This is a genomic window from Thermostichus sp. OS-CIW-30, from assembly GCF_054060215.1.
In genome coordinates, this window is record NZ_JBSSCZ010000023.1 from 26,679 (window position 1) to 53,561 (window position 26,883).

22 protein-coding genes, 1 tRNA gene and 2 pseudogenes are annotated in these 26,883 nt (G+C 59.5%); 14 read left to right on the plus strand and 11 right to left on the minus strand.

Annotated elements, in window-relative coordinates; all coding sequences use genetic code 11:
• The first annotated feature begins 66 nt into the window (after positions 1 to 66).
• Entirely contained in the window at positions 67 to 579 is a 513-nt protein-coding gene (locus ACVWZF_RS10475) for an ATP-binding protein (protein ID WP_414402360.1), read from the plus strand.
• Here the strand turns inward: ACVWZF_RS10475 and ACVWZF_RS10480 are convergent.
• Positions 556 to 1,686, minus strand: coding sequence for a geranylgeranyl reductase family protein (locus ACVWZF_RS10480; RefSeq protein WP_011433895.1), 1,131 nt, complete (start codon positions 1,684 to 1,686; stop codon positions 556 to 558). The two genes, ACVWZF_RS10475 and ACVWZF_RS10480, sit on opposite strands and share 24 nt — an antisense overlap.
• A 110-nt stretch (positions 1,687 to 1,796) precedes the next feature.
• Here ACVWZF_RS10480 and ACVWZF_RS10485 point away from each other — a divergent pair, with 110 nt between their 5' ends.
• From ACVWZF_RS10485 to ACVWZF_RS10495, 3 genes are all read left to right on the plus strand, one after another.
• Entirely contained in the window at positions 1,797 to 2,117 is a 321-nt protein-coding gene (locus tag ACVWZF_RS10485; RefSeq protein ID WP_041436713.1) for a hypothetical protein, read from the plus strand.
• Between the two features lie 130 nt (positions 2,118 to 2,247).
• The gene (locus tag ACVWZF_RS10490; protein WP_011433893.1) at positions 2,248 to 2,535 is read left to right on the plus strand and encodes a hypothetical protein; all 288 of its coding nucleotides are present in this window, start codon (positions 2,248 to 2,250) and stop codon (positions 2,533 to 2,535) included.
• Positions 2,536 to 2,717: 182 nt separating this feature from the next.
• Complete coding sequence (locus ACVWZF_RS10495) at positions 2,718 to 3,029, plus strand: hypothetical protein (RefSeq protein ID WP_011433892.1); 312 nt, start codon at positions 2,718 to 2,720, stop codon at positions 3,027 to 3,029.
• A 223-nt stretch (positions 3,030 to 3,252) separates the two neighbouring features.
• On the opposite strand, the gene ACVWZF_RS10500 is transcribed toward ACVWZF_RS10495, so the two are convergent.
• Together ACVWZF_RS10500 and ACVWZF_RS10505 are read right to left on the minus strand one after the other, a co-directional pair.
• Positions 3,253 to 3,343, minus strand: a tRNA-Ser gene (locus tag ACVWZF_RS10500).
• Positions 3,344 to 3,498: 155 nt separating this feature from the next.
• Positions 3,499 to 4,047, minus strand: coding sequence for a hypothetical protein (locus tag ACVWZF_RS10505; protein WP_011433891.1), 549 nt, complete (start codon positions 4,045 to 4,047; stop codon positions 3,499 to 3,501).
• Positions 4,048 to 4,602: 555 nt separating this feature from the next.
• On the opposite strand from ACVWZF_RS10505, the gene ACVWZF_RS10510 reads away from it, so the two are divergent.
• Positions 4,603 to 5,586, plus strand: coding sequence for a PhoH family protein (locus ACVWZF_RS10510; protein WP_011433889.1), 984 nt, complete (start codon positions 4,603 to 4,605; stop codon positions 5,584 to 5,586).
• Complete coding sequence (locus ACVWZF_RS10515; RefSeq protein ID WP_011433888.1) at positions 5,583 to 6,308, plus strand: HAD-IA family hydrolase; 726 nt, start codon at positions 5,583 to 5,585, stop codon at positions 6,306 to 6,308. The genes ACVWZF_RS10510 and ACVWZF_RS10515 overlap by 4 nt, the downstream gene beginning before the upstream one ends.
• Here ACVWZF_RS10515 and ACVWZF_RS10520 read toward each other — a convergent pair.
• The 3 genes from ACVWZF_RS10520 to ACVWZF_RS10530 are packed head-to-tail and all read right to left on the minus strand — an operon-like array spanning position 6,286 to position 8,995.
• On the minus strand, positions 6,286 to 7,101 hold the full coding sequence (locus ACVWZF_RS10520; protein WP_457411402.1) for an alpha/beta fold hydrolase: 816 nt from the start codon (positions 7,099 to 7,101) through the stop codon (positions 6,286 to 6,288). The genes ACVWZF_RS10515 and ACVWZF_RS10520 overlap by 23 nt on opposite strands.
• Complete coding sequence (locus ACVWZF_RS10525) at positions 7,098 to 7,847, minus strand: lysophospholipid acyltransferase family protein (protein WP_457411403.1); 750 nt, start codon at positions 7,845 to 7,847, stop codon at positions 7,098 to 7,100. The genes ACVWZF_RS10520 and ACVWZF_RS10525 overlap by 4 nt, the downstream gene beginning before the upstream one ends.
• Positions 7,847 to 8,995 (minus strand): cob(I)yrinic acid a,c-diamide adenosyltransferase, encoded by a 1,149-nt coding sequence (locus ACVWZF_RS10530; protein WP_041436711.1) that lies wholly within the window; start codon positions 8,993 to 8,995, stop codon positions 7,847 to 7,849. The genes ACVWZF_RS10525 and ACVWZF_RS10530 overlap by 1 nt, the downstream gene beginning before the upstream one ends.
• 210 nt (positions 8,996 to 9,205) lie before the next feature.
• On the opposite strand from ACVWZF_RS10530, the gene ACVWZF_RS10535 reads away from it, so the two are divergent.
• Positions 9,206 to 10,108, plus strand: a complete 903-nt coding sequence (locus ACVWZF_RS10535; protein ID WP_011433884.1) for a PLP-dependent cysteine synthase family protein — start codon at positions 9,206 to 9,208, stop codon at positions 10,106 to 10,108.
• A 1,031-nt stretch (positions 10,109 to 11,139) separates the two neighbouring features.
• Here ACVWZF_RS10535 and ACVWZF_RS10540 read toward each other — a convergent pair.
• Positions 11,140 to 11,259: pseudogene (locus ACVWZF_RS10540) on the minus strand (IS200/IS605 family transposase); the annotation flags it as partial.
• 13 nt (positions 11,260 to 11,272) lie between these two features.
• On the opposite strand from ACVWZF_RS10540, the pseudogene ACVWZF_RS10545 reads away from it, so the two are divergent.
• The 4 genes and pseudogenes from ACVWZF_RS10545 (at position 11,273) to ACVWZF_RS10560 (ending at position 16,595) form a co-directional block, all read left to right on the plus strand.
• Positions 11,273 to 12,501, plus strand: a pseudogene (locus ACVWZF_RS10545) (RNA-guided endonuclease InsQ/TnpB family protein).
• 76 nt (positions 12,502 to 12,577) lie between these two features.
• The gene (locus ACVWZF_RS10550; protein WP_011433880.1) at positions 12,578 to 13,348 is read left to right on the plus strand and encodes a hypothetical protein; all 771 of its coding nucleotides are present in this window, start codon (positions 12,578 to 12,580) and stop codon (positions 13,346 to 13,348) included.
• Positions 13,349 to 13,563: 215 nt separating this feature from the next.
• Entirely contained in the window at positions 13,564 to 14,682 is a 1,119-nt protein-coding gene (gene cax / locus ACVWZF_RS10555; protein ID WP_011433879.1) for a calcium/proton exchanger, read from the plus strand.
• Between the two features lie 38 nt (positions 14,683 to 14,720).
• Positions 14,721 to 16,595, plus strand: coding sequence for a mechanosensitive ion channel family protein (locus ACVWZF_RS10560; protein WP_011433878.1), 1,875 nt, complete (start codon positions 14,721 to 14,723; stop codon positions 16,593 to 16,595).
• 96 nt (positions 16,596 to 16,691) lie between these two features.
• On the opposite strand, the gene ACVWZF_RS10565 is transcribed toward ACVWZF_RS10560, so the two are convergent.
• Positions 16,692 to 16,931 carry a DNA-directed RNA polymerase subunit omega gene (locus ACVWZF_RS10565; RefSeq protein WP_011433877.1) on the minus strand — a complete coding sequence of 80 codons (240 nt, stop codon included), beginning with the start codon at positions 16,929 to 16,931 and terminating at the stop codon, positions 16,692 to 16,694.
• Between the two features lie 229 nt (positions 16,932 to 17,160).
• Positions 17,161 to 17,844: a DUF2232 domain-containing protein gene (locus ACVWZF_RS10570; RefSeq protein WP_011433876.1), complete on the minus strand. Its 684-nt coding sequence runs from the start codon at positions 17,842 to 17,844 to the stop codon at positions 17,161 to 17,163.
• A 226-nt stretch (positions 17,845 to 18,070) separates the two neighbouring features.
• Here ACVWZF_RS10570 and ACVWZF_RS10575 point away from each other — a divergent pair, with 226 nt between their 5' ends.
• From ACVWZF_RS10575 to ACVWZF_RS10585, 3 genes are all read left to right on the plus strand, one after another.
• Positions 18,071 to 19,081 carry an ArsJ-associated glyceraldehyde-3-phosphate dehydrogenase gene (locus ACVWZF_RS10575; protein WP_011433875.1) on the plus strand — a complete coding sequence of 337 codons (1,011 nt, stop codon included), beginning with the start codon at positions 18,071 to 18,073 and terminating at the stop codon, positions 19,079 to 19,081.
• Between the two features lie 25 nt (positions 19,082 to 19,106).
• Positions 19,107 to 20,393, plus strand: coding sequence for an organoarsenical effux MFS transporter ArsJ (gene arsJ / locus ACVWZF_RS10580; RefSeq protein WP_011433874.1), 1,287 nt, complete (start codon positions 19,107 to 19,109; stop codon positions 20,391 to 20,393).
• Positions 20,394 to 20,532: 139 nt separating this feature from the next.
• A complete protein-coding gene (locus ACVWZF_RS10585) occupies positions 20,533 to 22,164 on the plus strand; it encodes an alpha-D-glucose phosphate-specific phosphoglucomutase (protein ID WP_457411405.1) in 1,632 nt (543 codons plus the stop codon).
• 44 nt (positions 22,165 to 22,208) lie between these two features.
• Here the strand turns inward: ACVWZF_RS10585 and ACVWZF_RS10590 are convergent, their stop codons facing one another.
• Together ACVWZF_RS10590 and ACVWZF_RS10595 are read right to left on the minus strand one after the other, a co-directional pair.
• Complete coding sequence (locus tag ACVWZF_RS10590) at positions 22,209 to 25,661, minus strand: hypothetical protein (protein WP_457411407.1); 3,453 nt, start codon at positions 25,659 to 25,661, stop codon at positions 22,209 to 22,211.
• Positions 25,643 to 26,821 carry an LptF/LptG family permease gene (locus ACVWZF_RS10595; protein ID WP_457384261.1) on the minus strand — a complete coding sequence of 393 codons (1,179 nt, stop codon included), beginning with the start codon at positions 26,819 to 26,821 and terminating at the stop codon, positions 25,643 to 25,645. The genes ACVWZF_RS10590 and ACVWZF_RS10595 overlap by 19 nt, the downstream gene beginning before the upstream one ends.
• Between the last annotated feature and the right edge of the window lie 62 nt (positions 26,822 to 26,883).

Consider the following 26,883-nt stretch of genomic DNA (forward strand, 5'->3'; position numbering starts at 1 on the left):
TCTGGTAGGGTCAATCCGGCCAGGATTGATGGGCTTGAGTTCAATCCTCATCGTTGGGGTTCGGTTTTGAACGCGGCAGGGATCCCTCTGGACAAGAGGCAAACGTTTGCGCTGAGGGTTGACACAACCCTGGACGCGCTTGACCAGGTTTTGACCTGGTTTGAGTCTTTCCGAAATGCGGGCATCCCGGATCCCATTTGGGCGGAATGTCAGTTGGCTTTGGTAGAGGGGTTTACCAACGCCGTTCGCCACGCCCACCGCGCTCTGCCGGAAAGTACGCCCATCGACATTGAGCTGCTGCTGATGCCGCAAGGGCTGGAGTTGCGCATCTGGGATCAGGGGCAGGAGTTTGATCTGGAGGGATTTGCTCGGAACTTGTCGGATCCCACATCGCCCAACGCCAATCTTGAGTCCGAGGGGGGACGGGGTATTTTGCTGATGAAAGCTCTCTCTACTCACCTCAGCTACAGCCGCCAAGCGGATGGTCGCAACTGCCTGTTGATCGGCAAGCGCTTCGACGATCCTGGATCTCGCCCGCGTCTGTCGGTGCCGGGCTTAGGCGAGCAGACCACCGCTTAACTTGCGAATGGCCGAGCTGGCCACATCGCTGTAGCGCAGTTCACCGGCCAAGATCTGGCCCATGCGCCGAGTGGCTCCCGGTCGTTTGACGCCCACCCTGTAGCCCACGCCCGGAAAGCGATAGAACAACGCCGCAATCCGCTTAGCCCAGCGCATTTCTGAGCCCCATTCCTGCTGCACGCGGGCAGAGTAGTTCGCCAGAGCTTCTGTATCCCCGCCTAGAGCTTGATCGATGGCCTGGGCCGCCAACATGCCGGTGAGAAGGGAAGGGCGGATCCCTTCGGCGGTAAACGGATCGATGACGCAGGCGGCATCTCCCACCAAGAGGGCATTTTGGGTGTGTAGCGGTTGATCTTCGTCCCAGAGGCAGATGGGATGGCCAAACGGCTTGACCGACTTCAAGTCTACACCAAAGCTTTGGGCATATTGGGCGGCAATTTCCCGCAGGTTTTGTTTTTCTCCACCCCGAAAGGTGCCGGCTCCAATCGAGTAGCCATCAGCCTTGGGGAAGTTCCAAATGTAGCCATTGCTGACGGCGCCGAAGTCAAAATGGGCGGCTGCAGTTTGCGGCTGCAGGAGAGGCACTTCTGCTTCTAAGGCGGCAGCCAAGCGACGGCGGCGTTCCTGAAAGCCCAGCCACTTGGCCATCGAGCCTTTTGCCCCATCGGCCCCGATCACGTACCGACCCCAGACCGGGCCGGCGGTTGTCATCACTTGCCAGCGGTCGCTTTGCCACTCGAGGCCAGAGACAGGGCATTCTGCCTGGAGCGCTGCCCCTTGCTTTTGCGCTTGCTGAATCAGGTAGTGGTCGAAAACATCCCGCCGCACCATCCAAACGGGCTCTTTCAAATCCAAATCGACCACCACCGGATCGCCGCCGCGCCAGGTGTAGCGGATTTGCCGGATCTTGAGGGAAATGGCGGGGCCAAAGTCGAAGTCAAACCAAGCCGCCACCATAGGAGAAACGCCGCCCCCACAGGGTTTGTAGCGGGGCAAGGGATCCTTTTCCAGAACCAGCACCGAGCGTCCCCGCTTGGCCAGATGGTAGGCGGCAGATCCTCCAGCAGGGCCGGCGCCGACGATGACACAGTCGTAGAGTTGCGGCATGGTTTTCGATACTCCAGGCCCCCCCATCCTGGGTTCTGCTCACCAGCTTCTAGCCTATTATGGCTGCAGCGAATTGCCTGCACGTTGCTTGCCTTTTTGTCGGGAAGACCATGCGAATTCGCTGGCAGCGCCTTGCCAACCAGCCCTCAGCTTGCTACTGTGCCGCCTGCGGAAAGCGTTTTGCGGGCGGGAAGCGAGTTCGTTGCCTTTTCAACGATAGGGGTCTGAATCTCGGCCCTATTTGCCCAGAGTGCTTTGCCCTTCCCCCAGTTCAGTTGCGAGAACAGATCCACCGCTATGCCTATTTGATGCGCCTGAATCGTCTGCGGGATCCCGGCAGCCAAGACCACGCCCATCATCTGGAGCAAGCGGCCCGGGAGCGCTCCATTCGTTATCCGGGCCTGTGGGGCTGGCTGCGGCAGTGGTGGTAGCGTTGGCAAGGGGATTGGGCATTCTGGAAAAGATGCAGGAAAATCAGGAGAGGTTGCCTTCGGGATCCCAGATCCATCTCGATTTTCCAGACCCGTTGGCTTGTTTGCTCTCGTTGGTTGAGGAGCCCCCATGCACGACCTGGACAGTTTGCCAGAACCAGTAGCCGATGCCTTGATCAAAAGCCTGCTTACGGACGTGGAGCGGCTGATCAACCAGCACGGACTGTCAGAGGTTCTGGTGGGGTTGGCCATGTATTGCAACGTGCAGTTCAAGGCCAAGTTCAATAAGCCCAACCGCACGGAGAAGGATGAGGAGTTGGGGTTTTATTTCCGCGACGCCGCCAAAGCTCTAGAGGTGGCTGCCAGCCTCACCTATCGCACCATCGACCGCTCTCAATCTGCCCGGCCCAGCACCTAGCCGCCGGGATCCCTTTTTGGCCTCCACCCCCAAGCCCCTCTCCCAGGGGGAGAGGGGGGCAGGCATTTAACCAGCAAACCGTTTCACCGCAATGGGAAGGGAAGGAACGCGGCATCTTGGGGTGGCAAGGGATCCCCCTGGGTTTTTATGCTGGTGGGCAACAAGTTGCATTGAGGCTGAGCGTGAGAATCGTCTGGGAACGCAGCATTTACGGGGGCAATGGCCGAGTGCCCTGCATTATCTGTGGGGGATGGGCCAACCCCATCCAGAAAAAAGGGCACCAAGTGTTGCTGGCGGTGGTCTATAACGACCGCGGGCAAATCTACGGGGAAGTCTGCCGCAGCTGCCTCGGTTTGGGGGCCAAAGGCATCAAAGAGTGCCTGCAAGAGCGGATCGCCCGTTTGCGCAAGCAACTGGAAGATTTGGAAGAGCTGGAGCAGGGAGAGGTGCAACTGCCTACATTGGAGCAGGAGTTGAGCGCCTATTTGGATTGAGGACTACACCCCTCTGAAAAACTTACGAAACCCCAATAGGAGGTGACGTCTCTGATTTCTTCCTGCTTCCACGACCCATGACTGGTAGCGGAGTTGGCCTCTATGGTCGTTTCAGGTTAGTCTGAGACGCCCGAGCTACTGAGAAAAGCCCCGCCCTACCGCTATGGGGAAGTAAGCTAACGGCGCGCAGAGGACGTCAACAACCTTGGTCAGCAAATATGGACGGAGAGGGAGGGATTCGAACCCTCGACGGAGCTTTTGGGCCCCGTAACTTCTTAGCAGGAAGCCGCTTTCGACCACTCAGCCACCTCTCCAGGGCCAGGAAGGGCAATGGCAAGCTGGGATCCAGCCACCAGTTCACTCATTGTAGGGGATGGGATCCCACCCGGCAACTGCCCCCTGACCCGCCCTGCAAAGACTCCGTCCCGCTATCGCGATCAGCCGGGATCCCTCCTGGGGTTGGGTGAGTCTAGCTCACCACCTGCAGGTAAATATCGAAGCTGCCGCTATTGTCGCCGTAGCTGCCCTTGGCGTCATTGATGTTGAAGGCAATATCCAGGTTGGGATCCAGATCCACCTCTTGGGGCTGCTCTGGCGAGGACTCGAAAACCTGATGGGCCACCAGTTGGGCGTTGGGTTGAAACAGCACAATCCCGTAGCGGCAGAGGCCCGGGTAGCGCCACTCCTCAGGGGTCGGGATCCCTTTGCCAAGGGGCGAGCGAATGCTGGTGGAAAATGAGAAGCCATAGCGCCAAGCCACATTCCTGGGGAAAAAGCGGATACGGCTGGCCCGCAACGGACGCCCTTGCCAGCGTAAAATGTTGCCCGCCTCTTGGTTCACCCGCAGGTCACGGAAAGCCATCCAAGCCTGTAAAGCTTCTTCTTCAGGTTGGATCCCTTCGATGGCCAGGGCCTGGCTCCAATCCAAGTCACTGCCATCGCAGGTGATCTGCCGCGGAATTTGCGCCAAATCCAGTTGTGCCAACCCCAGGGTATCAGACGCAGATTGGGTAAACATCTATCTCTCCTTTTTCCATCTGATTTTTCAAAGTGACTCCAGAAGGGATGAGCCTCTTGCTCAGAAATTGAGGAGTCACAGGGATCCTCAAGAGGAGCCTGGGGAAAGGTTGTAAGAGACCCCCATCCACATCCCTGCTGCTGGATGGAGAATGTCAGATGCACGATGACCAACGGAGTTGAAAACCTCAAGCTCTTGCCCGACCGACGAGAGACTGGGAGTTCAAGCTCCTTTAGCAGATAGATCAACGTTACTTGATGAATAAAAGCTATTCCCGAAAAGATAGCCCTTTGCAATACTTTTTTAGGGAACCTTAGGGAGTTGTTAATTCCCTGTGACTCGGCTGCGAATGAAGGCCAGAACCCAAATCCAGGTTTGCTGCAGATCTTCCAGAAGCTTGTATTTTGGAACACATTAATGGTGTAATCGCCTGTTAAGCACTCTTGCGCTCGACCCCTGGGCTCTGCAGCGGCTTTCCACAGCCCAGAGCGCCCTGACAAGCGTTTTTGGTAAGATCACCCCTACAGGTCTCCCAGGGTGCCCGGCGCCCACGGCATGCACGACAACCCTACTTCCCTCTCTTCTGATTTCGAAGTCATCTCTCTGTCCAATCCTCAACAGGCCATGTCTTTGGCGGGCACTCAGGAGGCCAACCTGAGGTGGATCAGTCGCTCCAGCGGTGCTTCTGTAACGCTGCGCGGACAAGACCTGTACCTGAAAGGCACTCCCCAACAGCGGCAGCAGGTGCGGCAATGGCTAGAATTGCTGAGGCCGCTTTGGCAAACTGGGCACCCCGTCACTGTGATCGATGCAGAGCAAGCTTTTCGCGCCCTCTCCGGACAAGAGGTTGCCGCCTACCAGCAAGCACAAGCAGGGATTTTGGCCCGCACCCGCAAAGGGGAGCTTATCCGACCGAAAACGCCCCGCCAACAGGAGTACGTGCGAGCCATTCGCACCCACGACCTCTGCTTTGGCATTGGACCGGCGGGCACAGGAAAAACCTATCTGGCTGCCGTTGTGGCCATTGCTGCCCTACAAAACCGGGAGTACGAGCGTTTGATCTTGACTCGCCCGGCTGTGGAGGCGGGAGAAAAACTGGGGTTTTTGCCGGGGGATCTGGTGGAAAAGGTGGATCCCTATCTGCGGCCCCTTTACGATGCCCTGTTCGAGTTTATCGACCCGGCCAAGCTGCCGCAGTTGATGGAGCAGGGGGTGATCGAGGTGGCGCCGCTGGCCTATATGCGAGGCCGTACTTTGAGCAATGCCTTCATCATTTTGGACGAAGCCCAGAACACCACCCCCGAGCAGATGAAGATGGCCCTCACGCGGCTGGGATTCCGGTCGCGTATGGTGGTTACCGGGGATCTCACCCAAACGGATCTGGGCAAACATCGCATGTCCGGCCTGGCAGCGGCAGAGCGTATTCTGACAGGGGTAGAGGGGGTTGCCTTTTGCTACTTCGACCAGCGGGATGTGGTGCGCCACCCTCTGGTGCAGCGGATTGTCGATGCCTACGCCCGCTACGAGGGGCAGTCGTGAAGCTGAGGGTGCTCTTTTTCGACGCTGTGGGCACTTTGTTTCGGGTGCGGGGCAGCGTGGGCCAGGTTTACAGCCAGGTGGCAGCGGAGTATGGGGTAAGGGTGGATCCCCAGGCCTTGGATCGCGCTTTTGGCCAAGTTTTTGCCCAGGCTCCAGCCCCGGCCTGCCCAGGATTGACGGGATCCCCTTTGCGGGAGTGGGAGCGGACCTGGTGGCGCCAGGTGGTGCGGGAGACTTTTGCCCGGGTGGGATCCCTGGCTGCCTTCGGAGAGCACCGGTTTGAAGACTTTTTCGCCCAATTGTTTGAGCACTTTGCCGGGGCGGATCCCTGGGAGCTGTATCCCGAGACGCTGCCGGCTTTGCGGGCCCTGCAGCAGGAAGGGATCCGGTTGGGGGTGATCTCCAACTTCGACAGCCGCTTGCCCAGGGTGCTGCAGCAGTTGCAGTTGGATCCCTACTTTTCCACCCTCACCCTCTCCACCCAAGTGGGCTATGCCAAGCCCGATCCCCGCATCTTCCAAGCTGCCCTGGCAGCCCACGGGATCCCCCCCGCAGCCGCCGGCCACATTGGCGACAGCCGCCGCGACGATTATCAGGGGGCAAAAGCAGCAGGCTTGCGAGCCCTTTGGCTGGATCGAGAGGGGAAGGATAGCTCCTGCCCAGAGCGGATAGAAGATCTGTGGGGATCCCTGTCCATGCTCAATGGGCCGAAGCAGAATTGAGCAGCAGAGGGGCAAAAAGGCCATCCGGCTTGAGCAGGTAACGCCGCAGGTTCATCCGCCGCTCCAGCAGGCAAGCGTGGCCGCTCTGGGGCGAGATTTCTACCTGCGCCTGGGGCAGCCGTTCCGCCAGCCAGCCCACCTCCTGCACCGAGGGCAACAGGCGATCCCGCCCCCCCGCCACCAGCAAAGTTGGCAGGGTCATCGACTCCAGGGGCAGCTTCTCCACAGCAAAGGATCCCAGCAAAGCCAAGCGCCGAGCAGCTACTGTGGGTTCAACACTGTGAACCGCCTGGCGCAGCCGCTCCCGATCCGGCGGCTCCATTTGGCTGAGCTCCGCCAAAACCCCCAACCCCCGCTCCGACAACTGCTGATAGAGCCCCGGCGGCAAAAAAGGCAGGAGAACATGCCCTGCCCACCACCAGGGCCTACGTCGCAGCGACGAGGCTGGATTGACCAAAATGAGGCCGCGGCACCGTTCCGGCCATTGGGCGGCCACCAGCAAGGCCAGGCAGGCCCCAAAGGATTCTCCACACAAGTACGCCCCCGCTTCTAGCTGGGATCCCACCCAATCGGCCAGGGTTTCCCAGCTATCCCCCGCTTCCGGGTGGTTCAAACTCAGGGGGCGAATGCGAAACTCCCGCTGCAGAGCCTGCGCCTGCCGGTAAAACAACGTACCTGTGCCATCCATACCGGGCAAATACAGCAGCAGGGGCCGCTCCTGACCGACCGCTCCCGTTGCCGGGCTGACCAAGCTAGAGGCAGATGCTACCGGCTCGCCACTCAACTTTCTCATCTCTCTGCCAATCCCAATCGCACCTGTTCTCGGGCCGCTGCAGTTAGCTCTTGAATGACCTGCATTCGCTCGCGTCGGGATCCCTGGCGCTGCTTCCTGCCCACCCAAAGGGGGGATCCCACCCTGAGCACCACCCGCCGATACAACACCACCGGATGTCCCCCTTCCTGTTGAAATCGGGGTTCAGTGGGGTCAAACCAGCGGAAAAAAGCCATAGGAATATCTACTCCCCGCCATTCTTCCTGCGCCCACACCGCCACCGGCAGAATCGGCAAGGGATCCACCGCTGCCGCCAGCGCCAGGTGGGCAAAACCTGGCTGAAACCGCCCCACCTCCCCAGGCGAGGTCTCACGGGTGATCTGCTCCGCCCCTTCTGGGAAGATCCCCACACCCACCCCCGCTGCCAAACTGGCCTGCGCCTGGCGAAAAAAATGGATTTGCTGTCGGGATCCCTGCTTGAGGGGAATGCAGTCCAAAGCCAGGGTGATTTCCCGCAGCAGCGGCACCTGAGCCAGGTAGTAATGGCAGGCAAAGCGAATCGGTCGGCCCAACCCCGCGATCAGCACCGGCGCATCCAGAAAACTGCGGTGATTGCTCACCACCACCAGCGGGCCGGCGGGAACGTGCTCCTTGCCCTCCACCCACACTTCCGTCTGGAAAAGGGTGAGCAACAACTGGGCCAGAGTCCTGGGGTCTGGAGGCCAAGAGAGAGCAGAATTGGCTGAGAACGCTGCGAAGGATCCCATCAATAGTCCACCCCGCGCCGCAGATCGGCCCCCTGCTCGGCATAGTGCTTGTGGCTCACCATTTCCGAGTGGACAGAGGCCAGCTCAAAGTAAGGTAAGGGGGCATGGCACCGCCCCGTGATGATGATCTCCGTGTCCCGCGGCTTGCGCAGCAAAGCCTGGACAATCGGCTCCACGTCCAGCAGCTCCAGATCCACCGTCGGGTTCAACTCATCCAAGATGATGGTTTTGTACAGGCCAGAAGCGATGGCCGCCCGTGCCAACTCCCAGCCCCGCTCCGCTTCTACATAGTCGATTTCCTGTTGTTTGCCCCGCCAGACAATGGCGTCCCGACCGCAACGCTGGTGATCCACCAAATCGGGGTAGCTTTCCCGCAAGGCCCGAATGGCTGCATCCTCGGTGTAGCCCGTTCCCCCCTTCAGCCATTGCATGATCAGTACACGATGGGAGAGATCCTTACTGATGCCGCGTCCAATCGCCTGCAGAGCCCGCCCCAGAGCGCTGGTGGATTTTCCCTTGCCGTTGCCGGTGTAGATCTCGATGCCGCTGCAAGGGGGTTGGCCGTTTTGGGGATCCGTCGCCCGCCGGACACTGCGCATTTCCGAGTGCAAATCCGCCAGGTCGATAATTTCCTTGGGAGCGCCGCGCCCGGTGATGATCACCTCCATGGCCTCCGGCTTTTGCTTGAGGGTACTGACCACCTCCTCCACAGGCAACAGGCCCAGATCCAGCACCGGGTTGAGCTCATCCAGCACCACCACCGAGTAAAACCCCGACGCCAAAGCCCCTTTGGCCACATCCCAACCGCGGCGGGCCTCCTGACGGTCAAACTTGGTGATCTCATCTGGGCCGAAAAACTCTCCCCGCCCGGTGCGCAATTGATCGATGAGATGGGGGAAGCCTCGCTGCAGAGCCGCAATGGCCGCATCCTCAGCATAGGTTCGGCCTGGCCCCTTGAGAAACCGCACCAGCAACACCCGGCTGGGGGCCGCCTTTTCGATCCCCAAGCCAATGGAACGCAGCACAACCCCTAGGGCCGCCTGGGACTTGCCTTTGCCCTCGCCGTCGTAGACATGGATCTGGCCCCGTCGCCGATCAAACTGCTGGGCAGTCACAATCCCAATTTCTGCCATGCCCCTCCGCGTCATCCTGCTGTGGGAAAATCCCGCTTTTCTACCCCCATCTTAGAGCCTACTTGGAGCCTAGCCAGAACTTGGGCAGGAGGGGGAAACTAAAAAGCTCCCAAGAGGCCGGAAAGACCGGGGTAAGATGAGCAATGGTTGTCCAGCCGATGCCTGTCTAGCGAGGGATCCCCCTTGTATCCGACTGCATTTTCTTCTCGCCCGTTACTCCCTGCTGTGGATAGCCCTATTGAGCTGGTGGGGGGGACGCCGCTGATCCGTCTGCGGCGGGTTGCTGCCGATTTGCCGGAATCGGTACGGGTATATGGCAAGGCAGAGTGGTACAACCCTGGGGGTTCAGTCAAGGATCGCCCGGCCCTCAACATGATTCGCGCTGGCGAACGCCAGGGCAAGCTTACCCCCGGCAAGATCATCCTCGATGCCACCAGCGGTAACACCGGCATCGCCTATGCCTGGATCGGGGCCGCCTTGGGCTACAAGGTCAAGCTGGCTCTTCCCGCCAACGCCAGCCCGGAGCGCAAGAAGATCCTGGCTGCCTATGGCGTGGACTTGGTTCTGACGGATCCCGCTCTGGGATCCGATGGGGCCATCGAGAAAGCCCGCGCCCTCTATGCGGAAAACCCCGAGCTTTATTTCTACCCTGACCAGTACAGCAACCCCGCCAACTGGCAAGCCCACTACGAAACCACTGGGGTGGAGATTTGGGAGCAAACCCAGGGGCAGGTCACCCATTTTGTTACCGGGCTAGGCACCAGCGGCACCTGTATGGGGGTGGGGCGGCGCCTGCGAGAGTATCGCCCGGATATCCAAATCATTGCCATGCAGCCCGACTCTCCCTTCCATGGCCTGGAAGGGCTCAAGCACATGGCCACAGCTCTAAAACCCGAGATTTACGATCCCACCCTGCCTGACCAGCACATTGAGATCTCCACAGAAGCAGCCCAGAAAATGGTCAAGCGCTTGGCGTTGGAAGAAGGCCTGCTGGTGGGCATCTCTGCCGGCGCCAATGTGGTGGCAGCCCTAGAGGTGGCCCGTCAGCTCTCCTCTGGAGTGGTGGTGACCATCTTTTGCGACGGGGCTGACAAATATCTTTCCGAGCGTTTCTGGACAGAGGAGTGACATCCTCCCGGCGCTCGTCCTGTGGACAGAGCGCGGGCTACTCTTCCTGTCAGCGGGACGGAGTCCTTACCTCGCAGTTGGGCATTCCTGCCCCACGCCACTTGCCTGGGTCTACAACCCCCGACAAAACAACTGGACAGGCGGTTCTCCTTCCCCAGCCTCCCTGGCTACTGCCAGCTCGCAAAACAACCTCTAATCCACCCAGCACAGTTCCCAAGGCTGAGTCCCGATGCACCCGGTACCGGCATTCAGGGCACTGAGGCCCCCCGACAGCCCAGCTGTTGCTAACCGTCCCTCAGCACTTGCAACCGACTCGACGCACTCCTTGGGCAACATCCCCCTTGCCCAGCCCTTGGCCTTGAGGTCTTCCACAAAGAAAAGATAAAGATAAAGATAAAGAGGGTCTGCCCTCGGTCCTAACGCCAATGGGCCCTCTGGAAATGGAACTTTTGGCAACCATTGGCAATGCCCTGCTGCATCCTGGCAACCTGCAGTGGTGCTCTCTTCCAGTGGCAAGACCCCTGCTGTTTTCTCGCCCCCCTGGGTTGCAGCCTTCTCAGCTGGCCTTGCAGGGCTTTGAAACCCTTGGGCCGTTCCCGGCAGACGCTGTCTGGCAAGGGGTTCTGCTGACGGTAATCAGAAGGGAAGGGTGCATCGGCAGGCAGGATGGACTCCTGCAGCAAGGAACCCCTGTCCAGTGGCCAAGAGCAAGATTCTACCCACTCCTTAGATTTCTGGCAAAGCGTAGTTGTATACGCGCCGGCCAATCTCCAGCCACGTCAACAGCGAGGACTCTGTCCCGCTAACGCGAGCGGCTTGCTGGGAGGCATCTGGATCAATCCGGTGCTTGTAGGGTACGCCAGCACAGGTACGTTTTACTACAGATTTTGCTCAGGGGTATGGCGGGGATCCATGTATCCCGGTGCTCACCCTGCGGGCAGGGCGCGGGACTGATTGCCCCTGCACCCCGTTAGCTACACCGCTGGGAAGCCCCGCCCTCTATATAGTGGCTAGTCACTATCCACTCACCACTATCCAGGGTGAGGGTCGGGATGAAAGGCGGGGACACTTTGGTTTTCAATGGACTGGCCTAAAACCGAGACGGTAACCCCACCGCATGAAGCAATAAGGTAGGATTCATTCCAGTAGATTACCCTTGCCTCAATGAGAACTGCTTACCAGTACCGTTTGCGACCTACGCCCAGCCAGATTGCTTTGATGAGCGAGTGGCTAGACTTGTTACGGAAGCAGTACAACTACCGCTTGGCAGAGCGCTTTGCGTGGTGGGAACACAATCGCTGTGACATCAATGCTTGTCCCCTAGTCTGTCATTTGCCCCAGCTGAAAGACAAGCCCGATTTCTACTCCCAGAAACGGGACTTGGTGAGCACGAAAGCCCTGTTTCCGGAGTACAGAGCAGTCCATTCGCAAGTCCTGCAAAACTGCATAGAGCGAGTGCACAAAGCATTCGACCGCTGGCTGAAGGGGGACTGTAACGGCAAGCGGGCAGGGAAACCCAGATTTAAGGGAGCTGGGCGGTATCGCTCCTTCAGTTTCCCCCAGATGAAACAAGACTGCATTTGCGGGCAGTTTATCCATCTGCCCAAAATCGGTGCTGTTCGGATAATTCAGCACCGTCCTTTGCCTGACGGTTTTGTCATCAAGACTGCTACCATCACCCGCAAGGCAGACGGGTGGTATGTGACCTTGAGCCTGCAAGATTCATCTGTCCCCGTATTTACCCCTGACCCGCCAACACTGGAGAACACGATGGGGATCGACGTGGGACTGGACTCCTTTTTGGTGACCGACGCGGGGGAGTCTGTTCCAGTTCCCCAGTATTACCGCAGAGCCCAAAAGCGGTTAAAGAGACTGCAGCGGGCAGTGTCTCGCAAGAAGAAAGGGTCAAACCGCCTATGGCTAGTGACTAGTGGATAGTGACCAGTGGATAGTGAATAGTGACTATCCACTAACCACTATCTCAGCGCAAAGATTTTCATGACAAAACAGCGAACTGGCTGGTAAGCAAGGGCAAACATATTGGGTACGAAGCCCTGAATATCAAAGGTGTTGCTAGAACCCGACTAGCAAAATCTACCTATGATGCTGGGTGGGGACAATTTCTGCAAATGCTGGCAGTCAAGGCTGAAAGAGCTGGGCTGAGGGCGATTGCAGTGAATCCCAACGGCAGCAGTCAAAACTGCTCTCGGTGCGGTCAAAGAGTACCGAAAGCGATTCAAGACAGATGGCATTCTTGTTCCCATTGTGGGCTAGAACTAGGACGCGACCACCATGCGGCCATCAACATCAAGCACAGGGCGGTGGGGCATCCCGTTCTTTTCGCGTCAGCGGGACGTAGTCCTCAAGCGCAGGAAACGTCCTTTTCGCGCTAGCGGCGCGGAGCGCTTTGCGTCAGCATGAGTGTGGGAGTATGTCACGTACCTTTAAGGCTGAGCGCAGAGGGATCCCATGGCGATCATCGTCCTGAAAGCCTGGTATTTGGATTCGGTGTTGTCTGCTTCCCAAGTCCAACAGAGGGCCCCCGACCTGCGCCTGAGCCGTACCGGCCTCTTGAAAACGGCGATGCGGGCCGACTTTCTCGACGATGTGGAGCAGGTGAAGGCTTCCCTGTGGTGGCAGCGCTACCTGGAAGGAGAGCTGGTGGAGTTTTACATCGAGGGCAGCGGTGCCTACAGCATCTCCAACCTCGATTTAATTAGCCGCGAGATCTACTTTAATAAGCGGGCCACTCTGAACATGACCGAGCCGGTCATCTACTTCTGCGGCCAATCGGATTACCCCGACTCCAGCGCCACTCTGCACCGGGCATTGCAAGCCGTGGTAGAGACCCTCAATCGCAACCACGGGCCGGTTGTGCCCCTACAGCTTCAGGGATCCCTTCCCGCTGAGGCTGAGACCCCGCTCATCGATGCGGCCTTGATTCGCAAGCTCAAGCACGCGCTGCTGGTGGTGGCCGATGTAACCCCTGTGCAGGTGAATGGCCGGGGGCGTCCCCTACCCAGCCCTCAGGTCTGTCTGGAGTTGGGCTATGCCCTGCAATCGAAGCGCCCCGAACAATTGCTGCTGGTACAACTCCCCCGCGACGGCATCGAGGGATCCTTTCCCTTTGAGGTAGAGGGCAGCAGTTTTTTGAAAATCGCCGATCCCCAGCATCTGTCCGATCAATTGGGAGCCGAGATCGCCCGGCAGTTGCAGCGCAACCGGGTTATCTCCCTCTAGCCAGCAGCACCTATCCAACCTCCCCTCGCAGCCGCTAGACTCTTGGAGATGGCCTCATGGTGGCCGCCTCTGGCCATAGGGGGCGCGGATCCCCGAAACCCAAACAGCCTCGCTACCTTATTTTCCCCTTGTGAACCATGACCCTGGCTAACGCAAATCCTTTGGTTTCGCCGGATCGCTCTGCATCAGGTTGGCAGAGAGGTCTGAACAGCATAATGTTCCTGCTGCTGTTGGGGGTTCCCCTATCTTGGGTGGGGCACTTCCGGGGCTGGGATCCCAACCTGGTCTTCCTCTGTGCGGCTTTGGCGGTGGTGGCCTTGGCAAAGTTTATGGGTCAGGCCACGGAAGAGATTGCAGCCTTGACAGGGCCGACAGTCGGGGGGCTGATCAACGCCACCTTTGGCAATGCGGCGGAGTTAATCATCGGCTTGGTGGCACTGCGGGCGGGGCTGGTGGATGTGGTAAAAGCCTCCGTCACCGGCGCGATCATCAGTAACCTGCTCCTGGTGGCCGGCTTGGCCATGTTTTTGGGCGGGATCAAGTTTCGAGAGCAGAGCTTTCGACCCGAGGTGGCCCGCATGAATGCCTCGGTGATGAACCTGGCGGTGGTGGCCTTGATCTTGCCCAGCGTGGTCACCTATGCCGATGCCAACTTGGGGGAGATCTCCATCCAAGAGCTATCCACGGCAGTAGCCCTGGTGCTGATTGGGGTTTACGGTCTCACTTTGCTGTTTTCCCTCAAAACCCACAGTTACCTCTACGCCCTTCACGAAGCAGAAGCCGCAGAAGATGAGGCGGCCAATCGCCTGGCCCCCAATCCGGTTTTGCAGGCGGAAGGATCCATTCCCCAAGTGCTGACGGCTCCGCCCGAGGGAGCCGGTTTGGGGTTTTGGGTGCTGGCCCTCTTGGGGTTGACGGTGTTGGTGGCGCTGGAGTCGGAACTGTTGGTGAGCACTCTAGAGGACACGCTGGAACACTTTCACATGACGCCGCTGTTTATGGGGGTGGTTTTGTTGCCGATCATCGGCAACGCGGCAGAGCATGCGACGGCGATCACGGTGGCCATGAAAGACAAGATGGATCTCTCCTTCTCGGTGGCGCTGGGCTCGACGATGCAGATTGCCCTGTTTGTGGCACCTCTGCTGGTGCTGGCCGGGGATGTGCTGCATCAGCCCATGAACTTCAACTTCGGCATGGTGGAGTTGGTGGCCATTGCCGTCTCGGTGCTGCTGATCAATTCCGTTAGCAGCGATGGGCGCTCCAACTGGCTGGAAGGGCTACTGCTCTTGGCCACCTATGCCATCCTCGGGATTGCTTTCTTCTTTCTGGAGTGAGGCGTTAAAGTGTTCTGCACCGCTGACGCAAACGGCTCATGCTGCGAAGCTGCGAATGGTGCCCCGCACCGCTGACGGGAACGGTAGGCAGGCCGAAGCCGAGGAAAACGGGATCCCTGTTGTGGCCTCTCCTTTTCGGTGCATCTTTTGCCCTATCCCCCATAGGCGGGCCCGCATGGGGGCAGGAAACTGCTGAAAACAACGGCACCGCCCCCAACCTGCCTTTGCTCAACCGTTTGGATGCCCTAGAAGAGCTGCGGCAAGCGCTTAGCCTCCCCACCTCCTCTGTCCAGGCGGAGGCCGTGACGCTGGATGGGCGGCGTTTGTTCGTGGTTACCGCACCGCAGGGGGATCCCGGCAGCCTGCCTCCGGTGTTGCAGCGGGTGCGCTCCATTGAACAAACCCTGCACCAGTTGGCCAGCGCCGGATTCGATCCAGAGGCGCTGCAGGTTGAAGTCACCCTGGACGGCCAGACCAACCAGCCTGTTATCCGGGTGAATGGGCGACATTTGCTGACCATCACCTCCCTCGATGCTCAATTCCAGGGCGCCCAACCCATGGACTGGGCTGAGCAGGTAGCCGGCATTGTTGAGGAAGCGCTGCGCACTTCGCAACGGGAGCGGCAGCCTCAATTTTTGCGCCGCCAAGCGGTGATTGCCCTCGGCATCCTGGCTGTGGTAGGGAGCCTGAGCCAGCTCTGCCAGCGAAAACGGCGACGGCTGCAGCAAAAACGCGATGCCCTGCAGACGGAATACCAGGCCATCCAAGCAGAGGTACAGGAGCACCTAGCGGGGGAAGAGCAGTCGGGTGTGGATCCCGTCTTGGTCGAACAACAGGCCGGACGCAAACGGCAGGAATCCTACTTGGAGCTGCAAATTCGCCTGCTACGCCTGGTGCAAATTAGCCTGTGGGTGGGCGGAGTCGGGGTGAGCTTGGGCCTTTTCCCGCAAACGCGACCCCTGCAAAGGTTTTTCCTGGTTTCCCTGCGCGGCCCTCTGTTGCGGTTGGTAGGGGTGGGTCTGGCCACCTATGGCAGTGTCTGGCTGAGTGGACTGGTGCTGGATAACCTCTTTGCTGCCCTGCGCCAAGAGCAAAATGCCCCCACCTATCGCCTCAGCAAACGTCTCAGCACCTTTGCCAGCGTCTCTAAAGGAGTTGCAGCCACTACCTTGGTCTTGCTCGGATCCCTGGCTGGCCTGGCCTCGGTGGGGGTCAATATTGGCCCCTTAGTGGCCAGCCTAGGCTTTATTGGGCTGGGGATTTCCCTGGCTGCTCAGGATCTGATTAAGGACGTGATCAATGGGCTGTTGATTTTGATCGAAGATCAATTTGCCGAAGGGGATGTGATCGTGGTGGACGGGCGGGGCGGCCTCGTGGAACACATGGATCTGCGGCTAACCCAGTTGCGCAACACCGAAGGCAGCTTGATCTCCATTCCCAACAGTGCCATCCGGGTGGTGGAGAACCTCTCCAACGGCTGGTCACGGGTGGATCTGGGGATTGTGATCGCCTATGAAAACGATCTGGAACAGGCAATACGCATCACCGAGCAGGTGGCTCTGCAGATGTACCGGGAGCCAGCTTGGCGGGAAAAAATCCTCGAGCCCCCCGAAATGCACGGTGTCGATGATCTGGGGGAGCGGGGGATCACGTTGCGCATTTGGATCAAGGTGCAGCCCCTGCAGCAGTGGAGGGTGGCGCGGGAATACCGCCGTCGCCTCAAGCACGCCTTCGATCAAGCAGGGATCCAGATTCCTTTCCCACAGCAGACCCTCTGGTTCCACAGCCCCTTGGAGATGCGCATCCAGGGTCTCAGCCCAGAGGAGACCCACCGCCTGCTGCACCTGATGGAATCGCGGCTCGAGGCTCGCCTGCGGGAAAGGGATCCCGTTGCAAACGACTTGACAAATTGACAAAATAGGCGGCTGCCGAAAGCTTCTACCCTTAGCCGCTCAGCCGGCTAGCAGTTTCAACAGGGCGGTCGCGCCAGCAGGCCGCAAGTCTAGTGACTACTCATCGCCGATGATTTCCGGCTCAGTCAGTTCATCCGACATTTCGATGACGGCGCGGCGGATCGGCTTCATCCAGCCATCTTCTATATCATCCGGATCCTCGTAGCGGCGGCGCTTGGCGCGGTTGGCCACCTGTACCGTGATGCGATAGCGATTTTTGGAAGCGTTGATCAGAGCCTCTACCCGACGCATCAGCTCGTCATTGTCAATAGCCAGTTGATTCTTGCGGGAAGCCATAATCGCAGTCTTAAATCGCCACCAGGATCCCAACGAGACTCCGTCCCGCTAACGCGAAAGGACTCCGTCCCGCTACCGCGATCCTAGCAGAGAACCTTCCAGTTCTTGCATTCCTGTAGCGTTGCATGGCAATAGGGTGGGACTTTTGCCAAGAACTCATTTGTCAAGATTTGTCAAGAACTCATTTGTAGAGCAGCTTGCTCTGCTCTTGTACAACTCACAGGGGCTGCTAATCCAGCAAAAACTGTACCCACTTCGGCGGGGGTGGCAGCGGGCAACGAAAGTGCTCCATCACCAGGGCGGCCACCAAATGCACCGTGAATACGTAGATGAGGGAATTGAAGGCAATAAATCCCACCACCACCACCTGAACCATCCAGGGTTCTGCCACCCAGTAGACGCCCCATCGGCTGAGGGACACATCCAGGAGCCAGTTGGTTAGGCCGGTAAGTTGAATGGTTACGTAGATCCAGAGGTTTTCCCCCACCAGTAGGGAGGAAAGCACCAACTGAAAGATCAAGCCCAGGGCGCTGAGCACAGCCCCGCTCACCACCGAGACGTACCAGGAAAGACGCTGCTGCCACAGGCGGGCACACCAATAGCCCAGCAGACCATAGGGAATGACATAGAGAATGCTGCGCGTGGGCCCTATCAGCACCGTCAGCAACAGGCCGGAGACCACCAGGGCCATTGCCCCTGTGCGGGGATCCCAGCGCATCACCGCCAGCGCCACCGGAATGGGGAAAAACAGACGTATAAAGGGGGCCAGCGGCGTGTAGCTCAGGATCCAGATCAAGGCCGCGGTACTGGCCAAAAAAGCCGTTTCCACCACCCTCAAAGCCGGAGAACGGGGAGGTGGGGGGGGTAAGGGAGGAAAGTCATCCTGCACAGAAGGCTGAGGCGGCGGGGGCACATCCAGAAAAGCACAACTTTTCCCAGCTTAGGCCACCGGTTGCCGGGCTGGGCGCAATTGTTGCTTGGAGGTGTGGATTTGGACTGCAAACCGACCCCCATCGGCCAGTCTCTCCTGACCCTACCCATCAACTTGTCTTGAAACGACTAGGGCGTTCTGATAAAGTTGAGGCGGGATTTGCCCTGAGAGAGCGGGATCCCTTCTGGACAAGTCTAGGGTCAATGCTATGGCAGTGCGGGTGGGCATCAACGGTTTTGGCCGCATCGGACGGCTGGTGTTGCGGGCTGCTTGGGGCTGGGAAGAGCTGGAATTCGCCCACATCAACGAGATCAAAGGGGGAGCTGCGACGGCGGCCCACCTGTTGAAGTTTGACTCGGTGCAGGGCCGCTGGGCTATCGACATTGAGGGATCCGATAACCGGCTGCGCATTCAGGACAAAACCCTCACCTTTAGCGAACACAAGTCTCCTGGTGAAGTGCCCTGGGCAGAGTTGGGGATCGAGCTAGTGCTGGAATGCTCGGGCAAATTTGTCAAGGCAGCGGAGCTGGATGCCTACTTCAAAGCGGGGGTGCGCAAGGTGATTGTGGCTGCCCCTGTCAAGGACGAAGAGGCCCTCAACATTGTTATGGGCGTCAACGATCACCTGTACGACCCGGCCCGGCACCATTTGCTGACGGCGGCTTCCTGCACCACCAACTGCCTGGCTCCTTTGGTGAAGGTCATCCACGAGGGGATCGGCATTGTTCACGGGGTGATCACCACCATCCATGACGTTACCAATACCCAAACCATGGTGGATGCCCCCCACAAAGACCTGCGGCGGGCCCGCTCCGCTCTGCTGTCTCTGGTGCCCACCACCACCGGCTCGGCTACGGCCATTGGTCTGATTTACCCCGAACTCAACGGCAAATTAAACGGCATTGCGGTGCGTGTTCCTCTCTTGAACGCTTCCCTGACCGATGCGGTGTTCGAAGTCAGGCGGCCCACCACCGTGGAAGAAGTCAATCACCTCTTAAAAACGGCAGCCGAGGGCGAACTCAAGGGGATCCTCGGCTACGAGGAGCTGCCCCTGGTCTCGGTGGATTTCAAAGGGGATCCCCGTTCCAGCATTGTGGATGCGCCCTCGACGATGGTGGTGGATGGCGCCCAGGTGAAGATCCTGGCCTGGTACGACAACGAATGGGGCTATGCCAACCGCATGGCGGAACTGGCCCGCAAAGTGGCCCGCAGTCTATAGAAACATCTCCCTTGGAGACCTGCCCATGACTTCTGTTTCGACAGCTCAAGCCTCTGCGGTTCGCAACTACGCCCTGGTTACAGCGGCCTATTGGGGGTTCACCATCACCGATGGCGCCATCCGCATGTTGGTGCTGCTGCACTTCCACAAGTTGGGCTTTACCCCGATCCAAATTGCCATGCTGTTTCTCTTCTACGAGATCTTCGGGGTGATCACCAACTTCCTGGGCGGCTGGATTGGATCCCTGTTTGGCCTGCGGCTGACCCTGTATGGGGGCATTGCCATCCAGATCTTCGGTTTGGTGATGCTGGGGGTGATCAACCTGCAGTGGCCGGTCTGGAGTCAGGTGGCCTACGTGATGACCGCCCAAGCTCTGGCCGGGATCGCCAAAGATCTCACCAAGATGAGCTCCAAAAGCGCCATCCGCCTGGTGGTGCCCAAAGAAGCGGAATCCCGCCTGTTTCGTTGGGTGGCTATGCTCACCGGATCCAAAAACGCCCTCAAGGGGGTGGGGTTCTTTGTGGGAGCGGCCCTGCTGCAGATCTTCACCGAAATCTACGGGGATCCCATGGGCTTCCGCATGGCCAACTTTGTCCAGGCGGGGGCGTTGGCTTTGATCTTCTGTTCGGGGGCGCTGCTGCCGGCAGACATGGGCAAAATCAAGGCCAAGATCCCCTTCAAGCGGCTGTTTTCCAAGAGCAGAGAGATCAACATCCTCTCGGCAGCTCGCTTTTTCCTGTTTGGGTCGCGGGATGTGTGGTTTGTGGTGGCCCTGCCGGTGTTTCTCTACGACGAGCTGGGCTGGACTTTTATGCAGGTGGGCAGTTACATGGCCATCTGGGTGATTGGCTATGGGTTCATTCAGTTTGTAGCGCCGCAACTGCTGGGTGGGGGTCGCCCTGGCCGTGCTCCCAAGGCCCGCACCATCCAGATTTGGACCTTCGTGCTGACGGCGGTGCCGGCGATCATTGCCACAGCCTTCATGGCCGGGCTGGCACCGGAGCTGGTGATCACCGGCGGCTTGATCCTGTTCGGGATCGTCTTTGCCTTCAATTCGGCAGTGCATTCCTACCTGGTGCTGGCCTACACGGAAGACGACGACGTAGCCCTCAATGTGGGCTTTTATTACATGGCTAATTCCGGCGGGCGGCTGTTGGGGACGGTAACTTCTGGGATCCTCTTCCAGTTCTACGGATTGGAGGGCTGTCTTTGGTTTTCCACCCTCTTGATCTTGGCGGCGGGGCTGTTCTCGTTGAAATTGCCGGATCCCAGCAAAACCCCGGTGGAGTGGGTGGTTAAGCCAGGGGATTGAAGATGGAGGGCTACCAGCGGAGATCGATGCATCCATTCAACCCATCCACAAATGGGTGGAGGGGAAAGAACTCTGCTCAGCACAAACGAGAGGCCCAACGATGAGATAGTAGAGGAGCAAGCAGCTTTTCCGGCAGCCTATGAGCCTGCGCATTGTTCCCACGACGCCCTTCCCTGGCCAGAGACCCGGCACCTCTGGCCTGCGCAAGCCGGTATCGGTGTTTCAGCAGCCCCACTACCTGGAAAACTTCGTCCAATCCATTTTTGATGTCCTAGAGGGATCCGCCGGCCAAACCCTGGTGGTGGGGGGGGATGGCCGCTACTACAACCGCGAGGCCATTCAGATCCTGCTCAAGATGGCGGCGGCCAACGGCATCGGGCGAGTCCTGGTGGGCCAAGGAGGGATCCTCTCCACGCCGGCGGTTTCCTGTCTCATCCGCAAGTACGGCGCCTACGGGGGGATCATCTTCTCTGCCAGCCACAACCCCGGCGGCCCCCAGGGGGATTTCGGCATCAAGTACAACATCGGCAACGGTGGCCCTGCCCCGGAGAAGGTGACCGAGGCCATTTACGCCCGCACCCAGCAGATCCGGGAGTACCGCATCCTGGAAGCTCCCGATGTCGATCTGGATCGCTTGGGCGAGCAACGGCTGGAATCCCTGACGGTGTCCGTCATCGACCCGGTGGCCGATTACTTGGGCCTGATGCAGCGTCTGTTCGATTTCGAGGCCATCCGCGACTACCTGGCTTCCGGGATCCGCATTGCCTTCGACGCCATGCACGCCGTCACCGGCCCCTATGCCCACGCCATTTTGCAGGGATCCCTGGGAGCACCAGAGGGCAGTGTGCTCAACGGGCAGCCCCTGCCGGATTTTGGCGGCGGACACCCGGATCCCAACCTGGTGCATGCCCGCTCGTTGGTGGAACTGTTGTTTCGGGAAGATGGGCCGGACTTTGGGGCCGCTTCCGATGGGGATGGGGATCGCAACCTGATCCTGGGCCGCCAATTTTACGTGACCCCCAGCGACAGCTTGGCAGTGCTGGCAGCCAATGCCCACCGGGTACCCGGCTACCGAGAAGGGCTGGCGGGAATTGCCCGCTCCATGCCCACCAGCCAGGCAGCAGATCGGGTGGCGGCCAAGCTGGGGATCCCTTGCTATGAGACCCCCACCGGCTGGAAATTCTTCGGCAACCTGCTGGATGCGGGCAAAGTTACCCTCTGCGGGGAAGAGAGCTTCGGCACCGGATCTCACCACATCCGGGAAAAAGACGGGCTCTGGGCCGTCCTGTTTTGGCTGAACATTTTGGCCGTTCGACGGCAGCCGGTGCGGCAGATCGTGGAAGAGCACTGGCGCACCTATGGGCGCAACGTCTACTCCCGTCACGACTACGAGGGACTGCCGGTGGAGGTGGCCGAGGCGCTGATGGAAGACTTGCGACGCTCCCTGCCTGGGTGGGTGGGCCAGCGCTTGGGATCCCACACAGTGGCTTATGCCGATGACTTCAGCTACACCGATCCCGTAGACGGCAGCACCACCAGCCACCAAGGGATCCGCATCGGCTTTGAAAATGGCTCCCGCATCATCTACCGGCTTTCGGGAACCGGCACCCACGGAGCCACCCTGCGGGTGTACCTGGAGCGATTGGAGCTGGATCCGGCCCGACATGGCCTGGAGCCCCAAGCGGCCTTGGCCGAACAGATTCAACTGGCCGATCACCTTGCCCAGATTCGCGCCCGCACCGGTCGGCAGCAGCCAGACGTCATCACCTAACCCGCCGCAACAGTGGACAGGGAGCCTTCCCAGGGAAGCGGGGATCAGGGCCTGAGGCCATCCCAGCCGGTCGCGTCGGCGTCGCGGAGCAAAAAGGTGCCGATAGGAGAGGTGATGGGAGAGGTCAGTTGAAAATCTCCCCGCTCTTGGGTGAGGCCCACCGGGCGACTGGGGAAAGCCACCAGGATCCCTTCCAAGCGCAGTGACTCTGCCACCGGATCGTAGGCCAGGCGCAGCTCAAAATCCCGCAGGTCGCGGCGGACTTCCACGCGGCGGATCCCTTCTTCCGTCAGGCCCAAGCGCAGCCGCCAGTGGTTTTGCCACTGCGTGCCGAGAGTGGCATCCAGCTCCAGACCATAGGTAGAGATCTGGCCCAACCGGGGATCGTAAACCGCCTGCAGGGCATAGCTGATCCCCGGTTCATACACCTCCAGGCCGGAGCGTTGATCCCGGTTAAATGTGGTGCTGCTGCGTCCCCGATACTCCAGACGAACGGGTTGGAGCTGTCCCTGGTTCAGGTCGTAGGCCGTCTGCAACTGAATGTTGAACAGATCAGGGGCGGTGCTCCAGGTGAAGTTGGCGTTGAGGGTATCCCACTTCTGGGTGATGAAGTCGTAGCCAAGGCTGGTGTCCAGGCGCACCAGGTTTTTCACCTCTGCCTGCAGCTCCTGCAAGTTGCGGGAGGCAATCGCTGCCAAATCCTCCGGGGTATCGTCGGGGAAGGTCAGGGCTATCGGCAGCTCGCCGGGCAGGTCATCTTCAAAGGCAATGTAGCCTGGGGGCACATCGAGTAGGGGATCGCGGGGCGTAAAGAAGCTGATGTTGGCATTGATGCGATCCACATCTTTAGGGCTGGTAGAGAGGGTTTGGAAGGGCACAGAATTGTTGCCGTAGAAGGTGCGGCTGTAGCGCAGGTCGATGGTATTCCAGTCGGCAGGTCTGAGGCTGAGGCGAGGGTTGAGGCTGACAGTAGACTCCTGGTCAGGAGTGGAGTAGAGAACTTGGGTGTAATCGATAGAACCCGGCATGAAGGTGATCCAGGGAGCCGGTTGAATATCGTTGAACTGAAGGCTGGAGCGCAGCTCGTAGCGATTGAAAAAGTGGAGGCCCGCCCCCACCTCCTGATCCGGCTGTTGCTCTTGAGTTAGGGTGAGGGCGCTGCTGAGAGCAATATCGGGCGTGATGCGAACGAGGTCGGGGTTAAAGGCCAGCTCGAAGTTGCGACGCGGCTCGTTGTCGCCATTGGAACTGCTGTAGGCACGGTAGGCCAGGCGATAGGTACCTCCCCAACCGGGTGGGGTCAGTTGAGTGCCCAGCGTCAACCGCGCATCGGCAAAGTCGGGGCCATCTTTGACGCTCACCCGCTGGTTGTAGTCCAAGCGCAGATCCGATTGCAGCCAATGCACGCCCCCGTAGCGCTGAGTGTGGCTGAGGGTGAGGGGGAAGCTGTAGATGCCCCGCTCCTGGGATCCGGTGCGGCTGATGTTGAGGGTGGTGGTGGAGAGATCCCCCTGAAAGGTGGCGTTGAGGCGGAGATCGGCGTTGTCGTTGCGTCCGCCGGCAGGACGGTAGGTGTTGTCCAGGTTGAGGTTGAGCTGCCCCCGCAGTTGGCCTTCCTGCCCAAAGAGGTTGGCAGCGTAAAAGTCGAAGTTGTGGTCGATGCGGAAACGGCTGGAGAAGCGCTGTTGGTCAGCTTCGGTAACCAAGTAAAACTGGGCTCGCCCGTAGTTGACACTGTCCGGGATGGGCAGGATGTAGTCGTGCAGGAAGCCGATGCCCAAGCCTTTTTTCTGCATGACATCCAGCCGCAGGCCGCCGAAGTTGTATTCGTCGAAGCGGTAGGCCCAACTGGATTTGACAAACACCCCCTCTGTCTCGCTGCGCCCCGGCAGCACCCACTGGTGATCCCGCAGGCTGTAGATGAACAGGGGGAAATAGGCAATCTGCAGGCCTGCCCGCAGATCCCCTGCTTCTGTGAGTTCGCCGCCGGCAAACACGCGGGCGTCGTAGACGATCACCCGGTCATCGGGAAACACCTCCACCCGATCCCCTTGCACGTAGTGGGTGATGGGTGGCTCTGGCGAGGTGGTGACGGTGGCTTTCTCGAAAAAGATCTGATCCCCCAAAATGGCGGTGGTCTCTTGGCTGCGCACAAAAACCTTGGTGCCCGGCTCCTCCCCCGGCAGAATGACCAGCGAGCTCTCAAATTGGGCGGTGCGACCGGGGATATCCAGATCCAAATTTCGCCCTTCGATTTGCCGGATCCCGCGCCCTTGGGGGCCAGGGGGCTGCTCCATGCGAAAAGGGCCCTCGCTGCGCAGGCGTCGCTCCCGCCGATAAAACAGCAGCCGGTCGCCGGTGATGCGGGTGCCGTCAGCCAGTTGGATCAAGGCGTTCCCCTCGGCAATGCCCAGGTCTTGTTCGGCGATGTAGCTGAGCACATCCCCACTCACGTTGATTTGATCCGGGTCAAGAGGAATTTGCCGCTGCGCGGTGGCCGAGAGCTGCTGGCGAATCTGGGATCCCTGGCTAACGTTCCCTGTCGCCGAGACGGCATCTGCCCCGGTGCCCAGATCCCGCAAAAGGGGGAACTGCTCCAGCAGTTGAGGAGCCAGGGGTGAGCCCGCAGTGGGGACAAAGGCTTCCCTGCCCCTTTGAGTGGCCATGGGGGATCCCGTCAGCCCCGACCCAGGGGTGGCCTCTGCCAACAGGACACCGCCCAAATCCAAGCTCCCACCGGCTTGGGAGATCAAGGGAGGAACCGTCGAAGCTGGGATCCGATTTAACCTTGCCTCTGAACCGGCTCCACCTTGCAGTTGGGCCGTAGCCCGGTTTTCGCCATTGGATTCCGATCGCGTTAGCGGGACGGAGTCCTTGGTGGGGCGCAGCCAGGGTTGCTCTTCCACCTGCAGGGCTTCAGCCTGAGAAGTCATGGGCTGGGAAAGCCGAAGGGAGTTCAGGCTGGGAACTGCCGCGGTGGGCGTCGCCAGTGAAGCGGGCTGGGGAGCCGGTGTTGCCTGGGCCTGCTGCGCCTGTCGCCGAGCATGGGCTGCTGCCCCTTCGGCCAACAGCCGTTGTAGCCGCTGTCGGTTCAGTTCTTCTGGCGTGAGGGGCTTTTCAGGAGAGTTGGCAGAGGGAGGAGAGACCGGGGCCGCAGGGGGTAGGGTTGCCGCAGTCAAGGCCGTAGCAGGCAGAGAAGATTGCGCCTCGGCCAAGGTGATGGGCTCCTCATCGGCGGCAGCCATCGGTTCTGGGCTGGAAGCCCGGCGGGCCAGTTGCAGGCGCTGAGCAAGTGTTTGCGCTGACCGAAAGCGCTGGTAGCCCTCCAGAGAGAACTCCGTCCCGCCGACGCCAACAGTGGGCGGGGGATCCAACTGGGCGAAGACGGCCTCCCCCGTCCCCAACCACAGGGAGCCGCCCCAGCAAAGAGCCAACCACTTTGCCCAAGGGCTGAAGTCATGGGGGAAGTTGCAGGATTTCACCGTAAAAACCGCCACAGTAAAGAGAAGCCCACCCCACCGAAAATCATATTCGGCAACCAGGCAGCCAGCCAGGGATCGATATGCTCCACTCGACCCATCGCTCGTCCCAGGCTCATCAGTACATAGTAAATAAACACCAGAACAATCGCTAGCGCCACGCCGCCGTAGCGCCCCGTTCGCCGCACCGTTTGCAGGCCCAAGGGGGCAGCCACCAAGATGGCGAAAAAGCTGGCCAAAGGAATGGCGAACTTGAGGTGGTATTCTGTCAAGCAGCGGGCCACATCGGCAGAAGGACGTTGCTCCGCTCGATATCGCTGGCACTGCTCCCACAGCTCCCCCGCCCGTTGCTCTTGGGGCACTTTTTCCGCGTACACCAGGCCCACCAGTTTGTTGACGATGTTGAGCTGCATTTCTTCCACCTGGCCTTCATAGTAGGTGCGCCCCTGCTCGTCATAACGGCGGATCACCACATCTCGCAGTTGCCACGATTGGCCCACCTGCTGCGCGGTTTGAGCGGAGATCACCTGCGGATAGCGCAGGTGGCCGGTCTCAGCTTTGCGATCCAGGATCAACAAATCCTGCATCAAGCCGGTCTTCGGGTCAATCGATCCGACATGAAACCAGAGATCATCATCCACCCGCACGATCTCTTCTGGATTAAACAAAAGAGCATCTTGAGCCAAGATGAGGTTCTTGTTCAGGATTTTCACCTTTTGGTTGGTTTCCGGCACAATCACTTCATTGGTCAACAGCGCCAAGCCGCTGATCAGCAGGCCAATACAGAGCACGGGGATAAACACTTTGCGATAGGGGATCCCAGCAGCACGCAGGGCGGTGATCTCGCTGTCGGCTCCCATTTTGCCCAGGGTGAGCAAGGTGGCAAAGAGGCCGGCAATGGGAAAGGTGACCACCAAAATGGCGGGCAAATTGAGGAGGAGAATGTGCAAAATGGTCAGGGGAGGGGCGCCCTTTTTCACCAGCAGATCGGTGTAGATAAAGAGCTGGTTGCCCAGCATCATCACCGTGCCCCCGGCCACCCCCAGAAAGAAGGGGCGGATCATCTCTTTGAAGAGATAAAACTCCAAAAAGGCAGCCCCCAATTTCAGGGATCCCCAAAAGCTGCCCGCTTGAGCAGGGGTTCTGCGCAGTTTGCCCTCGGCGAGTGGAGCCGTCATGACATCACCTCGGATCACAACCTCAGCCAAACCTGGACGATCAAAAACCACAGATGGCTCCC

Bases quoted from the DNA above. Each gene is read 5' to 3' on its own strand.
- ACVWZF_RS10565 (WP_011433877.1), bottom strand. From the start codon at position 16,931: ATGGCTTCCCGCAAGAATCAACTGGCTATTGACAATGACGAGCTGATG.
- ACVWZF_RS10510 (WP_011433889.1), top strand. From the start codon at position 4,603: ATGCACGACAACCCTACTTCCCTCTCTTCTGATTTCGAAGTCATCTCT.
- ACVWZF_RS10505 (WP_011433891.1), bottom strand. From the start codon at position 4,047: ATGTTTACCCAATCTGCGTCTGATACCCTGGGGTTGGCACAACTGGAT.
- ACVWZF_RS10530 (WP_041436711.1), bottom strand. From the start codon at position 8,995: ATGACGCGGAGGGGCATGGCAGAAATTGGGATTGTGACTGCCCAGCAG.
- ACVWZF_RS10585 (WP_457411405.1), top strand. From the start codon at position 20,533: ATGAGCCTGCGCATTGTTCCCACGACGCCCTTCCCTGGCCAGAGACCC.
- ACVWZF_RS10595 (WP_457384261.1), bottom strand. From the start codon at position 26,821: ATGACGGCTCCACTCGCCGAGGGCAAACTGCGCAGAACCCCTGCTCAA.
- ACVWZF_RS10520 (WP_457411402.1), bottom strand. From the start codon at position 7,101: ATGAGAAAGTTGAGTGGCGAGCCGGTAGCATCTGCCTCTAGCTTGGTC.
- ACVWZF_RS10525 (WP_457411403.1), bottom strand. From the start codon at position 7,847: ATGGGATCCTTCGCAGCGTTCTCAGCCAATTCTGCTCTCTCTTGGCCT.
- ACVWZF_RS10485 (WP_041436713.1), top strand. From the start codon at position 1,797: ATGCGAATTCGCTGGCAGCGCCTTGCCAACCAGCCCTCAGCTTGCTAC.
- ACVWZF_RS10480 (WP_011433895.1), bottom strand. From the start codon at position 1,686: ATGCCGCAACTCTACGACTGTGTCATCGTCGGCGCCGGCCCTGCTGGA.
- ACVWZF_RS10550 (WP_011433880.1), top strand. From the start codon at position 12,578: ATGGCGATCATCGTCCTGAAAGCCTGGTATTTGGATTCGGTGTTGTCT.
- ACVWZF_RS10490 (WP_011433893.1), top strand. From the start codon at position 2,248: ATGCACGACCTGGACAGTTTGCCAGAACCAGTAGCCGATGCCTTGATC.
- ACVWZF_RS10560 (WP_011433878.1), top strand. From the start codon at position 14,721: ATGCTGCGAAGCTGCGAATGGTGCCCCGCACCGCTGACGGGAACGGTA.
- cax (WP_011433879.1), top strand. From the start codon at position 13,564: ATGTTCCTGCTGCTGTTGGGGGTTCCCCTATCTTGGGTGGGGCACTTC.
- ACVWZF_RS10575 (WP_011433875.1), top strand. From the start codon at position 18,071: ATGGCAGTGCGGGTGGGCATCAACGGTTTTGGCCGCATCGGACGGCTG.
- arsJ (WP_011433874.1), top strand. From the start codon at position 19,107: ATGACTTCTGTTTCGACAGCTCAAGCCTCTGCGGTTCGCAACTACGCC.